Source organism: Pseudoalteromonas sp. (genome assembly GCF_018402495.1).
Classification (GTDB): domain Bacteria; phylum Pseudomonadota; class Gammaproteobacteria; order Enterobacterales; family Alteromonadaceae; genus Pseudoalteromonas.
Map to the genome: position 1 here is coordinate 50,030 of NZ_JAGYIU010000003.1, position 13,747 is coordinate 63,776.

Sequence of the window (13,747 nt, forward strand, 5' to 3'; positions counted from 1 at the left end):
GGTGTAATATAACATGAGTTTAATTTAAAAATTACAAAAAGCATCAAATGTAAATTATTTGTTTCGATTTATTGGCGTGTTACAAGGTACCGTGCCCATAACGTAAGGACGTAGCATGAACTACTCAGAAAATATTAAAGCAGAGCAATGCATACTTTTAATTATCGACTTACAAAGTAAGCTAGCACCTGCAATTGTTTCGTTTAACGAAACACTTGCTTGTGCTCTGCAGTTAGCAAAAGCAAGCACTATTCATCAAATACCTTCATTAATTACAGAACATTATAAAAAAGGACTAGGTGAAAGTGATGAGAACATACAGTCTGCGTTACCTAATGCACAGTATGTTGAAAAAATAAATTTTAGTGCCTGCGCCGAAGAGGGATTTTTAGATACTCTTTCGCAATTACAGCGCTCTCATGTGGTTGTTATTGGTACAGAAGCACATGTTTGTGTATTACAAACATGTTTAGATTTACTACAACAAGGTTATGCAGTAACTGTTGCTACGGATGCAATAGCTTCAAGAAATGCCGAGCACAAAGCCATTGCAGTTGAGCAGCTTCGTCAAGCCGGTGCAGTAATATCATGTGCAGAAACAATAATATTTCAATGGACAAAAAAAGCAGGGACGTCTACTTTTAAACAAATACTATCAATAGTTAAGTAGCGCACTAAAAACATTTTTAAATCAAGCAGCACAATCATTTTTAGTTTGATTTAAGATAAAAAATTGCGAGTTGTTGTAGGTTATACTAGGGTCTGTTGACCTTTCAAGGTTGAATTTGCAGCAGTCTGTTTGGTATTTAGGCAAGGCAGAGCCTATGTTGTGTGGTTATTTCCCATAAATAGGCGATAACGCAGCATCAATGCCAAACAGGCGCTGCCCTTTGGGTTCTGCCTAGGAGCGATTTACTCTTTGTTGCCACCATGGATGGTGGTACGGGGCGTGAGCAGGACGCACACGCTTTGCTCGGTTTTTCTTATTCTTACAGGGATGTAAGCCAGTAGAATAACGCAGGAGCAGTTATCGAGCCCACTCGATTACAAACCTCTTGGGGCGATTAAACCGCTCCTAGTTTGAACAAATTGTAATCCGCAAAGGTCAACAGACCCCAACAATAAGCGTGTTTAATTTATTACAAAATTAATTAAGGTTTTTATGTCTAGTGTGAGTCGATTGTTTACAATCATATTCTGTTTATTATTTGTAGAGTCTATTGGTATAGGCCTTTATTTTGATACATTAACAGAGGCATTTCTGGTCGGCTTGCCCTTGTGCTTGCTTCCTATTTGGTTATTAAAAACCCAACCCGAAAGTAAAATTACACCGCACGTGGTAGCCGCTGCTATTATGATGTTTTCATTTTTGCATATTCAACAGGCTTATGGGCTTATTGAAGTGCATTTCGAAATATTCATTTTCTTAGCCATGCTAATAATGTTCATAGAGTGGCGAGTGTTTATTACCGCTATTGTGTTTGTAGCTATACACCATTTATCTTTTTACTACCTGCAGACTCAAAATACTGGGTTTTATGTCTTCGATCCAGACCGCCTTGCTTTTTCAACAGTGCTTATTCACGCAGCGTATGCCATTGTGGAAGCGCTTGTAGCCGGTTTTATTGCCGTTACATTAAAGCGAGAACGCCGTGCGGGTTTATCGTTAAGCTATGCCACAGAGCAAATAATGCAAGACCCTAATCAAATAAAGATTTCTATGCGGGCAGATGATACAACAAGCAAAGCGGTTGTTGGTTTTAATACTTTGCTTGAGTACTTATCAGATATAATAAAGCAGGTTCAAGTTCAGTCAGACTCTTTGAAAAGTAACTCTAAGGAGCTTATTCATGTTCATGATGAGTTGAACAGTAGTGCGCGGCGACGAAATGCCCAAACAGATGATATTGCTAATTCAGGCTCACAAGTGGCGCATGGGTTCAAGTTAGTTGAACAAGAAAGCGATACACTAAAACAACAAGTTAATAGCATTACTGAATCAGCCAATGTTGCGCTTGAAGAAGTATTACAAACCGACAGAAAAAGCACCGAGCTACTCACCTTGTTAACAAACACTGAAGAGCAGCTAAGCCACTTAGTGGCAGCTGGTGATGTTATTACTAGTTTACTCAATGAAATTTCAGGCATTGCCGACCAAACTAATTTATTAGCCCTTAATGCTGCAATAGAGGCCGCACGAGCGGGTGAGCATGGCCGAGGGTTTGCTGTTGTTGCCGATGAAGTACGCTCGCTTGCAAATAGCAGCCAAGCAACAACAACCAAAATAGCGTCTACGCTTACTGATCTGGTAAATAATAGTCGCACGTCAACTCAATCGATGAATCAATGTGTAGAATTTGTGGTTGATTTAACAAAAATAAGCGCAACGATGAAAGAGAATATTTCGTCAATGAGTGATCAAATTCAAGCGGTATCTGCCAGCACTAACTCAGTAGCTCAAGTGGTTGCCGAGCAGGCTGGAAATACAGAGCAAATAGCAATGAGCACAGATCAAATGCGCCAAAATCAGTATCAAGAGACTAAAATAGTTGAGCAGTTAACGGCTAAAGTGCAGCTGATAGACGTAAGTATTGATGTATTAGAGCAAAGTATTGCAAAATTTAAGTAAGTCTCGTTATTTCACCATTAGCTTAATTTGTATATGGCTTGTTTTTGTTGTGTCGGCACTTGTTTACTTTCAGCTAGGGCAGCTAAAGCCCTTTGATGAGGGTAATATGCTTAAAAAACAAAACTGGTTTTCGCAATTTAAAAACCAAGTACTGTGGCAAAACAAAGACAGTGCGCAACTTGTGATTATCACGCAAGAAAATTGCGGTTGCACAATTCAGGCACAGCCTCATCTATCAGCCCTGCAACGCTTTGCTACAGACCAAGGCGTTGAGGTACAAACTTTTACATTAAATAACGAGTTAAAGTCGGTGATACCTGCGACACCCGCCGCCGTTTTAATCGATAAAAATGGTGAGTTTGTTTATGCAGGGCCTTTATCTGAAGGGCTGGCATGCTCTCAAGGTAGTGGCTTTGTGGAAACCGTTATTAGTAACTTACAGGCCGGATTTAACTCATCATTATTAATAGCGGATACAAAAGGCTGTTATTGTGTAAATAACGCATAAATCATATACCCTTATATAAAAAGCGCTTACAACTAACTTGTAAAAAGTAGGTAAGCGCTTTTTATTATTTAACAATTAAAGGGTGATGTAAACGCTATTTAATCACTACATAGTCACTAAACCATAAATACCCAATAGTACAAAAACACTGGCTGCAATTGCTCTTACGGTATTTAATGGAATTCTTTTTAGTAACGCCTTACCGGCATAAATAACAGGCACATTAGCGATTAGCATACCCACAGTTGTACCAATTGTTACCCACAGAACAGACTGATATTGCGCGCCGAGCAATACGGTAGCTATTTGGGTTTTATCGCCAATTTCAGCAATAAAAAACAGGATTAAAGCGACCAAAAATGCACCATAACGATCGTATTTATGGCTCACTTCTTCATCTTTATCTGGAATAAGCAACCACAGCCCTACCACAATAAAGCTTATATTGACTATCCAAGGTAAGTATTCAACCGCAAAGTTCCCGCTTAACCAATCACCAAACCATGCCGATAAACCATGATTGATAATTGTGGCTGCAAAAATGCCTAAAATAAGCGCTATTTTATTATGAAAGCGAGCGGCTAATAGTAATGATAAAAGCTGCGTTTTATCGCCTATTTCAGCAAGGGCAACAGTGACGGTAGAGGTTAGAAAAATATCCATTAATATAATCTTCAGGCGGGAATACTAAACCAAGGCAAACAGCTATCTCCCGCCATGAGGATAGTGTCTGCCTAGGTCTCGCCGATAACGCTTGCTACAACATTACAAACTTACCATGCACATGAGGTGCAATTATGTTGATAAGTTTACTCATTACTGAGCGGGCTACTCCCCTAAGAGGATGGCAATTATTCCATAAAGTTTAAAGCAGGTAAATATGTAACGATAGCTTTTTAAGTTTAGGCTATGTTTTTGTTTTGTTGACTAGCATTAAACCTTTTCATACATCGATTTAGTCGTATAGCAAACGGATAAAAACCATAAAAATAAAAGCTAGCTAGGCCTTTATAGGGGTTAAGGTATTAAAACATGACTATGGCAGTTGGCTTAAGTGTTGGTGCTATATTGAGTGAGTTCATATGGCTAGAGACTCATTTTCCGAGATTGAATTTGTAAGTAGTGTGCTTGGATTTTAGGAAAGAGAGTAGGGCGCGGCAGTTTTGCTCGGTTTTTATTTAGTCTAAGCCTACTCGATTACAAACCTGGCGACTAAACCGCTCCTATTTTGAACAAATCTTATTCTAAAAACCGAGTTTTAAAACTTTTTAATGTGCAAATTATAAAAATAATACTATAAATTAACTGTACAACATTTTTGATGATAAGAGTTCTACAATATTTTAAACGGTTTTTACTTAAGCTAATTCAAAAAGAATTACACTGGAATAGGCTGAAATAGTTTTGTTAAAGTTTGATTCCAGAAATAATAATATTATCGAGTAGTATTTACCTAGATCGTCCATATTTGTAAGGGCACATATGCTTAATATATTTGATGTAATTAGGAATATAATTGCAGAGCAAAAGATAATATTACCCAGTTTTTTTTATATTAAAAATTTATCTGGATACCATCAATGTTTACTTCACCCATCTAAACTAGAAAAATTATTGCCCGGTTTAAGTGAAGCTCTAGTTAATGCTCACAAAAAAGATATAAGAGGGCATTTATGTCTGGTAAAGAAAAATAATAGCCTTGTTCTTAAAATAAACTCCATTGTTATTTTTAATTTTGATGAAGAATGTGAGTTTGTGTCTCCTTATTCTGCGGTGGAATCTCAACAACAATGTGAGGTAGAAACAGTCGATGAATTAATTGAAGTTTTAGAATTAAATTGTAACCAAGCCTACAGCGGACAAGATTGGAAATGGCAATGGGTTGATATGAACTCTAATAAACTCAATGTGGTTAATATCATACCCGTTAACACCAAACTAAACGCAGATTTTCATGCTGATTATTATGCTTTTTATCCTTTTTTGGATAGCGAGATTCAAACCGTCATAAGTTCCTTATCTAGTTCTATGTTAAACGTGTTGTTGGCTGATGACAGTACTGTAAGCTTACTAACCACCAAAGCCATGATTGAAAATATAGGTGCGCATGTAACAACTGCTGAAAATGGAATGCAAGCGCTAGCTATTTGTCAAAAAGAAGATTTTGATGTGATTATTTTAGATGAAAAAATGCCTGAAATGTTTGGAAGTGATGTCTTCTTTAATATGAAAAGTAATAATTTGAATTCAAAATCATTAAAGGCAATTTTATCAGGTGTTACTAACAAAAAAGAAGTAGATGGCTTTATTAATAAAGGTGCAGATATCCACTTAGATAAGCCTGTGACTAAGTTAAAATTACAAAAGCTACTTGAAATTAGTAAACAAAAAAAGTTTGATGTTTTATAAAACCTGTAGGAGTAAATATGGCTAATTCAGCGTTATTGTTAATTGGTTTCCAAAATGACTACTTTTCAAAGCAAGGTATTCTTAACCCTCTTATTAATGAAAGTTCGCATATAACCGGTGTACTAGATAACACCTTTAAGCTAATTGAATCCCATGGCGACAAGTTCAAGGCTATTATAAGTACACCTATTTGCTTTACAAATGACTATAGTGAGCTGATTAACCCCGTTGGTATTTTGAGCGCAATAAAAGAGGCAGGCGCATTTAAAGAGGGGACTTTTGGCGCACAAGAAATAGATCAAATAAAAGCACTGAGTCATATTATTACTACAATACCTGGTAAAAGAGGGTTAAATGCTTTTTCTAATACTAAGTTAGAAAACTTTTTAAGAAAATTAAATATTGATCATATTGTACTGTCCGGCACAGTGACGTCTATTTGTATTGACTCAACTGGCCGGTCAGCTCATGAAAAAGGTTTTAATGTAACTGTTTTAACTGATTGTACTTCAAGCAGAACGCCTTTTGAGCAGCAATTTTACTGTGAAAATGTATTTCCACTTTATGCTAATGTGATTGATTCACATGATGTGATCATAAAATTATGAAAAAAGACTCAACAATAAATGAAGAGCTTCAATTACAAATTCAATATGCTTTGTTAGAGAAAGCAGCACAATTTCACCAAAAGCAAAAAGAGTTTGTTTCAATACTTAAAGAGTGTGTATTCGAATTAAATGAAGAGTTTATTATTAAATATTTTAATAATGCATGGAAACAAGATTTAGGCTATTCAACTCCACAAGTTAAAAATCAGCATTTATTGCAGTTTATTTATTCACCTCACTTTCAAATTTATCAAGATGCAAAAAAGTTACAGTTAGGGTCATCTATATCAGAACATGTCATAGTTACAAAAAATGACGGTAGTTCATGTTGGTACCAGTTGTCATTAGTAAGATCACAAGATGGTTTTATAGGCTCATTATTTAGTATCGAGCACATGATAAAAGAGCAACTGCGATTGACTCAAAAAAATGAACTTGCTGAAAGGTTGTCTCTAGTTGCGAAACACACAAAAAATAGTGTTGTAATTACTGATCCCTACGGAAAAATTGAGTGGGTTAATAATAGTTTTGAGTTACTCACCGAGTATCGGCTTGATGAAGTGATAGGGAAAAAGCCGAAAGACTTTTTGCATGGCCCTAAAACAGCCAAAAAAGAACTTAAAGTGATGGCTGACTCATTAAAAAAAAATAAAAACTTCAATATTGATATCATTAATTATAAAAAGTCCGGGGAGCCATTTTGGGTTAATATAGATGCATTTTTTGTATTTGAAGAGGATAGAATAAAAAATATTGTTGCCATTGAAACCGATATCACAGCTAAAATGGAGGCTAAATTCAAAGTAAAGGAAATTGAAAGAAACTACAAATTTGTGACTAATTTTATTCAAGAGCCTATTTTAAGATTATCTGTTGAAGGCAGTATTTTATATGCAAGTGAGAGCTGGTATTTACATTTTAAAGGTGAAGACTCAGATAGCTTTTTAAGCTTTGTTTCTGCTGACTCTCTAGACGAATTTAATCAAGTGCTTGGCTCTAGTAAAGCGTCATTACAAAAAGATTTATTGTTGAGAAGCCAAAAAGGACCTAGGTGGTATGAATCTCATTTTGAGATCTATGAAAGTGAAATTTCGCCTTATAAAAAAGAAATTGCCGTTAGCCTTATAGATATAGATAAACGAGTTAGAAATAATGAATTGTTAAATAGGCAAAAACATAAGGCAGAAGAGCTAAATCAGGCAAAATCTAGGTTTATAGCCAATATAAGTCATGAAATAAGAACCCCACTCAATGCTATTTTAGGCTCTTCCGAGCTGCTAAATGATACCGGATTAACTCGTGAACAATATTTATTTAATAAATTAATAAGTACGAGTGGTGAAGCACTTTTAGGTATTCTAGACGACGTACTTTTATTTTCACGTAATGAAGAGCACTGCATCGAGCTGCAAAGCGATGAGTTCAGTATTGAAGAATGTATTAGTGAAGTGTTCAGTATTGTTGAATCGTCAATTTATGACAAAGGGCTTACTTTAATTGCAGATATTTCTCAGTATAGTCCTATTTACTTTTTGGGTGATAAACAGCGAGTAAGACAGTTACTTCTTAATATTATTTCTAATGCAATAAAGTTTACTCCAGAGGGAAAAATTAAGGTATCAGTAAGTTATAACACTGAAGAAATATTAGTTATTTCGATAAAGGATACCGGTGTTGGGATTCGTAAAGAACGTATTGAACATTTATTTAAGCCATTTGCACAGGGGGATAGCTCAACGACCAGGAAGTATGGCGGAAGTGGCTTGGGCTTAGCAATATGTAAACAAATATGTGATGCCATGAAGGGGACCATTGAGGTTGAATCCGAGCTTGGCTTAGGCAGTAAATTTATATTGAGCTTACCATTAACTCAAGCAGTAACGCCTTGTCCTCAAAAGAAAAACAATTATTGTTTTCATAGTGTCGGTATAGATAAAGATATTGTAACTTCATTAGCAAACACTTTGCGAAGAATGGGTTGTTCCGTTTTTGAATATCAGAATATAGATGAGTTAGAGCATGTTAATAGCCAAGTTGATCGAATTATATTGAGTGAGTCAAATCAGCTTATTGCGCACAAGCATTTTTATGATAGTTACTTGCTTGGCGTGCCTATCTTATTAATTAATCCCAGTAATCAAACAGCACAACAATATCACAATATTCAAGCAATACAGTGTGTAAAAGGACCTATTGATGTTAAGCTATTAATAAATGCTCAGCGTTTATTTTTAGATGTTCTCATTAATTTTGGTTTTAACTTTATTACACCTTTAGCAACTCAGGATGAAAAATTTTCTCTACGTGATTATTTTAAGGCTGATGTATTAGTTGTGGAAGACAATGCTAATAATCGACTCGTGATTGGCAAGTATTTAGAGAAGTTAAACTGCAATGTACACTTTGCACATGACGGCGTGCAATGCCTAAGTCAAATTAATAAGCGTGCTTTCCAATTTATATTTATGGATATACAAATGCCGAATATGGGAGGGATAGAAGCATCTATAAGGCTAAGAGCTAGTTTTACAAAAGAGCAATTACCCATTGTTGCGTTAACTGCAAATGCATTAGATGGAGATAAAGAGCGTTACATTGAAGCAGGTATGAACGATTACATTGCCAAGCCAATTGTATTTTCTGAATTAGTACGTGTACTCGATAAGTATTTAAAACAAAGTCACACTTACGGTACCCGCCTAGAAAGAATGCAGCAAGTTAATTTGTGGGTGAAATCTCATTTGTATTCGTAAAATGATTCGCAATTTGCAAATATACACTGAATCAGTAAGTTTAAATCTCCAACTCACTGTTTAATAATTAAAAATTAAGTGGATTCATTTTTGCACATACCCTATGTAGCAACCATAAGGGAAGAGCTATCATGATCCAAACTTTATTTTTATGTGAGTTTACTGTTAACGCAGGGGCAAGCCATTTAAATTACATTAAACACTCAAATGAAGAGCGGCAACAGAAAATTTTTGGCTTAGTAAAGTGGGTATCTATCCTGTTTGCCTTTAATCAAGATATTGAGCATGTTGCTGTATGTTACGGTATTGCTTTAGATACTGGCATCGCTAGTGGTAGTTTAGCCAAACATTTAGGTAGAACACCTATGATTGTTTGGTATGACAATACCAGCGCCAAAATATTCCTTTTTAGCATAATTGAAGACTATAGCGCGTCAAAAAACATTATAAAAGGCATACATACTAACTGCAAAATTGCAATCGTATCAAGTCGTCAAGATTTACAACCTGGACTTATACTTAATGATGAACTCACTCATAGTATCCTTCAAATGCTGTCTCAAAAGTTAAAAGGTTTTGGAAATATTAGCTCCGGGTTGCCGTCACAATTAAATAATCAAGTGGCAGTTATAGACTTAATTAAAATAAGTGGGTTTGCTAAACCAAAAAAAGTAAAAATTAACTTTAATAATAGTTTTTTAGGTGAAGGTAATATTTTAGCACAGCGTTTATCGGCGGTTATCATAGTTAACAATACAGATATACTTATGTTATCAGATAAAATAAAAAACCAACTTATTCGCTTTCCGAATTCAACTGATTCCTTATTAAAAATGAGTTCGGCTTCTCTGACAATATTATAAACAGCAATACAACGTTTTCTCAGTTAAAAAGCAGTCAAAGTGATAGCTCTACTATTGAAATTCTTAACTAATGAGTCAGATTAGGGGCTGTTGACCTTTCAAGGTTAAATTTGCAGTAGTCTGTTTGGTATTTAGGCAAGGCAGAGCCTATGTGGTGTGGTTATTATTCCCCATAAATAGGCGGTAACGCAGCATCAATGCCAAACAGACACTGCCCTTCGGGTTGCACATGGATGGTGGTAAGGGGCGTGAGCAGGACGCACAAGCTGTGCTCGGGTTTGACTTAGCCCACTAGGTTAGAAGGCTCTTGGGGCGATTAAACCGCCCCTAGTTTGCGCAAATTGTAATCCGCAAAGGTCAACAGACCCTAATGTTTCATAATAAAAATGGCATCAAATAGATAACGTTGAAACAAGTACTAGCAGGGCTACTTTTATTACTTGGTAATGATCGAGTGCTTTGAACAAACAAAGTAGAAGATTTATCACAAATTTGAATATCTGTTTAGTTTTATGAAGTAAATAACAGAAAGTGAAAACAGTGCCGCCCTGATATTAGTATTCATATAAAAGGTCATGATGATGTGTTATCTAGCTTCATACGGTTCTCAATTGATGATCAAGTAATAAAGTCAATTGAGCAAGAGCGGCTATTAAATGTTTTTTTGGAATCACATTTTGAATTAAAGGGTGGTGTATTATGCTAAACGCAGAAGATATTAAGTATGAGCAGTTTTCATTAGAAAAAATATTTGAGCTAGCATTAAGAAACGATAGTTTCTATATGTGTTATCAGCCTATTGTTTCAACGAACAATAGTCGGTTAATCGGATTCGAAGCATTGATCCGTAGTCGAATAAATGATGTACGACTCAGACCAGATAACCTTATACCGTACGTAGAGAAAACAGGCCAAATTATTGAGTTAGGCTCTTGGATATTAAAACAATGCCTTGTAGATTATAAAAGGCTCGAAAGCTATGGTTTAAAGGATTTCACCATGTCTATTAATATTTCACCAATACAGATAATTGATCATGATGTGACAGTTGAAATAAACGACTTGATAAATGAGCTTGGTGTTTGTCCTAAAAATATTAAACTAGAGTTGACTGAAACCGCATTAATTAGTGACTCTAATAAAATATCTAATACGTTTGCTCGTTTAAGAGAAATGGGTATAAAAATTTGGCTGGATGACTTTGGAACAGGCTTTGCCTCTCTAAGTTTGCTGCGACAGTTTAAAGTAAATGGCATCAAAATAGATAAAAGCTTTGTGAGTAATATAGCCACCGATAACGATGACTTTACCTTATGCAGTGCCATAATAGCTATGGCACAACGGCTAAACTTAGAATTGATTGCTGAGGGTATTGAGACTCCGCAGCAGCTTCAAATACTCAATTGCTTAGGTTGTGAAAATATCCAAGGTTACTTGATTGATAAACCACTTGCTTTAGGGGATGTTATAACGAAGTGGGCAAAATAATATTGCTATTACTATAATCATTTCTATAATTAAATTAGTAAGTTATGTTGAGGTGTGAAAGTGATCAATCATACGAAGTTACATAAGCTAAGAAACGATGTTGGCGAAGATATTATTAATGAGCTTATTAAACATTTTATCAATGAGGTATCCCAGCAACTGATACAATTACAAAGCTATACTGTAGATATAGATTACAATCAAAAACAGATAAATGATGTTTTGCATATTTTAAAAAATACGACCAGTTTGTATGGTGCTGATTCATTATTTTATATAACTAATGCTAATTATGAAAAAGGTGTAGTTTCGGAAGCCGAATTGCTTGAAATATGTAAAGAGATATCTTGCTCGCTTGAGAGCTTCGAAATGCTAGTTCAACGGGGTTAACGCATGCAGACACCACTTGTATATATTGTAGAAGATAGCATAGCTGCTGGTTCCATGTATAAGGCGTACTTAGAAAGTCATGATTACAGATGCGAATTATTCATTGATGGTTACTCTGCTATAGCTGCAATAAAAGAAAAATCACCCGATATTATTGTTCAAGATGTTTGTCTTCCTGATATTTCAGGTATTGAAGTTTTAAAGTTTGCTAAAAAGATAAATAGCAATACACAAGTTATAGTAATCACTTCTAATAGCTCGATAGATATTGCAGTAAGCGCTATGCGTGAAGGGGGTTATGATTTTATTGAAAAACCTTTTGAAAATAGCTATCTCTTATCTGCAGTTGCTAGTGCAAGTAAACAAAGTTTGGCGCCTGTAGCACCTAAGAAAAAATTAAGTAGTCAACAAGCTAAAACGGATGTTCAATTTGATTTTATTGGTGATTCTATTGCTGTGCAAACTGTAAAACGAATTTTAAATTCGGCAAAAAATTCAAAAGCTTCAGTATTTGTCACTGGAGAAAGTGGCACAGGGAAGGAAGTATGTGCTCAATATTTACATGAGTATAGTAATCGAAAAAATCAGCGCTTTATAGCTATAAACTGCGCTGCTATCCCAACAGATTTATTTGAGTCTGAATTTTTTGGACACGTAAAAGGTGCATTTAGTGGTGCATTAATAGATAGAGTCGGTGCAGTGGAGGCGGCTGACGGAGGCACTTTGTTCTTAGATGAAGTATGTGAAATGGAAGCGCCTTTGCAGGCCAAGTTATTACGCTTTTTGCAAACAGGTTGTTACAGTAAGATTGGATCTTCAGATGTTAAGTATAGTGATGTTAGAATTGTATGCGCAACAAATAGGAATCCTCAAAAAGAAGTTGCAGAAAGTCGGTTTAGAGAGGATTTATTTTATAGATTAAATGTTATTCCTATTAATTTACCTCCTCTTAGAGAAAGAGAAGATGACATTTTAAATTTAGCTAATTTTTTTATTCGGCAGAAATCTTTGTCAGCAAGTAAGGAATTTAAAAGCTTAAGTCCTGAAGCTGCAAAAGCATTCGTATCTTATGATTGGCCAGGAAATATACGAGAGCTTCAAAATGTAATTGAAAATAGCGTGGTGATGAATGAAGGAGAAGTTATTGAGTTAAATATGTTGACTCAATTTAACGACCAAAAAATCTCTACAAAATGTGAAAAGTATCCAGTTCATGATCAGGAAATAGCCTTCTTTTCAGATCAAATTTTACCTTTGTGGCAAGTTGAAAAACAAGCTATTGAATCGGCGATTATTTATTGCGATGGTAATATTCCATTAGCAGCTGTTAAGTTGGGGGTGAGTGCATCAACACTTTATAGAAAAATAAAAAGCTGGGAAAATTAGGGGTTGTTGATTCTTCAAGTTTAAATTTACATTAGTCTGTTTGGTATTTAAGTAAGGCAGTGTTTATGTGGTATGGTTATTTTTTCCATAAATAGGCGTTGCTCGAAGTGTTTTTCCTAGAGGCGACTAATTCTATGTTGCCTAAATAGATGGTGGAAAGGGGCGTGTTCAGGAAGCACACGCTTTACTTGGTTTTTACTTAGCCCACTTGCATTTTAATTCGCTAAACTAAGGAGTTTAAATTTTAAATTATTCCAAAAAAGAGCTAATACATTGTCCTTAAAGTAAAAGTCGAGTAATCAACCTGAACTCTGGATAATAAATCTATCTCAAGGAGCTATTCTCAGCGTAAACTGCATTGAATCTACTTACAACAGGCCAGGTATTAACGCGAAAATTCGGCTTGTTTTCACTGTAAATCTCTGGTTTGAAAAAATAAACCTAATTATTACTATGATCCAATATGTTAGTAAATCTTTTAACCAGAGTTCAGGTTAATAAATATTTAACTTTATTGACCAAGACAAACTTAAACCTCATATAAAGTAATAGACTTTAGCTAATAAATCTCAATTTAAGTGCCATACTTCGAATGAAATTTAAACAATTCTCAATTTAAGTGGCACTGGCCAAAAAAATGCAAAAAAGTTAATTTAGGCTAAAAACCAATTGATAACTATTTTTGTTTAGATTAATATAGGCATATTAAATGT

General features: G+C 35.2%; 11 protein-coding genes. 10 read left to right on the top strand and 1 reads right to left on the bottom strand.

Annotated elements, in window-relative coordinates; genetic code table 11:
* Positions 1-115 precede the first annotated feature (115 nt).
* From KG708_RS10090 to KG708_RS10100, 3 genes are all read left to right on the top strand, one after another.
* Positions 116-670 carry an isochorismatase family protein gene (locus KG708_RS10090; RefSeq protein ID WP_213609450.1) on the top strand — a complete coding sequence of 185 codons (555 nt, stop codon included), beginning with the start codon at positions 116-118 and terminating at the stop codon, positions 668-670.
* Positions 671-1,162: 492 nt separating this feature from the next.
* On the top strand, positions 1,163-2,629 hold the full coding sequence (locus tag KG708_RS10095; RefSeq protein ID WP_213609452.1) for a methyl-accepting chemotaxis protein: 1,467 nt from the start codon (positions 1,163-1,165) through the stop codon (positions 2,627-2,629).
* Positions 2,613-3,137, top strand: a complete 525-nt coding sequence (locus KG708_RS10100) for a DUF6436 domain-containing protein (protein ID WP_213609455.1) — start codon at positions 2,613-2,615, stop codon at positions 3,135-3,137. Before KG708_RS10095 ends, KG708_RS10100 begins: the two co-directional genes overlap by 17 nt.
* Positions 3,138-3,242: 105 nt before the next feature.
* On the opposite strand, the gene KG708_RS10105 is transcribed toward KG708_RS10100, so the two are convergent.
* Positions 3,243-3,800: a TMEM165/GDT1 family protein gene (locus tag KG708_RS10105; RefSeq protein WP_213609457.1), complete on the bottom strand. Its 558-nt coding sequence runs from the start codon at positions 3,798-3,800 to the stop codon at positions 3,243-3,245.
* A gap of 819 nt (positions 3,801-4,619) precedes the next feature.
* On the opposite strand from KG708_RS10105, the gene KG708_RS10110 reads away from it, so the two are divergent.
* The 7 genes from KG708_RS10110 to KG708_RS10140 all read left to right on the top strand — a co-directional run bounded on the left by KG708_RS10110 (position 4,620) and on the right by KG708_RS10140 (position 13,034).
* On the top strand, positions 4,620-5,546 hold the full coding sequence (locus KG708_RS10110) for a response regulator (protein ID WP_213609459.1): 927 nt from the start codon (positions 4,620-4,622) through the stop codon (positions 5,544-5,546).
* A gap of 17 nt (positions 5,547-5,563) precedes the next feature.
* Positions 5,564-6,154, top strand: coding sequence for a cysteine hydrolase (locus KG708_RS10115; protein WP_213609461.1), 591 nt, complete (start codon positions 5,564-5,566; stop codon positions 6,152-6,154).
* The gene (locus tag KG708_RS10120) at positions 6,151-8,907 is read left to right on the top strand and encodes an ATP-binding protein (protein WP_213609463.1); all 2,757 of its coding nucleotides are present in this window, start codon (positions 6,151-6,153) and stop codon (positions 8,905-8,907) included. Before KG708_RS10115 ends, KG708_RS10120 begins: the two co-directional genes overlap by 4 nt.
* A 131-nt stretch (positions 8,908-9,038) precedes the next feature.
* Positions 9,039-9,770 (top strand): hypothetical protein, encoded by a 732-nt coding sequence (locus KG708_RS10125; RefSeq protein ID WP_213609465.1) that lies wholly within the window; start codon positions 9,039-9,041, stop codon positions 9,768-9,770.
* A 699-nt stretch (positions 9,771-10,469) separates the two neighbouring features.
* Positions 10,470-11,258 carry an EAL domain-containing protein gene (locus KG708_RS10130; protein ID WP_213609467.1) on the top strand — a complete coding sequence of 263 codons (789 nt, stop codon included), beginning with the start codon at positions 10,470-10,472 and terminating at the stop codon, positions 11,256-11,258.
* 60 nt (positions 11,259-11,318) lie between these two features.
* A complete protein-coding gene (locus KG708_RS10135; RefSeq protein ID WP_213609469.1) occupies positions 11,319-11,648 on the top strand; it encodes a hypothetical protein in 330 nt (109 codons plus the stop codon).
* A gap of 3 nt (positions 11,649-11,651) precedes the next feature.
* The gene (locus tag KG708_RS10140) at positions 11,652-13,034 is read left to right on the top strand and encodes a sigma-54 dependent transcriptional regulator (RefSeq protein ID WP_213609471.1); all 1,383 of its coding nucleotides are present in this window, start codon (positions 11,652-11,654) and stop codon (positions 13,032-13,034) included.
* Positions 13,035-13,747: the final 713 nt, after the last annotated feature.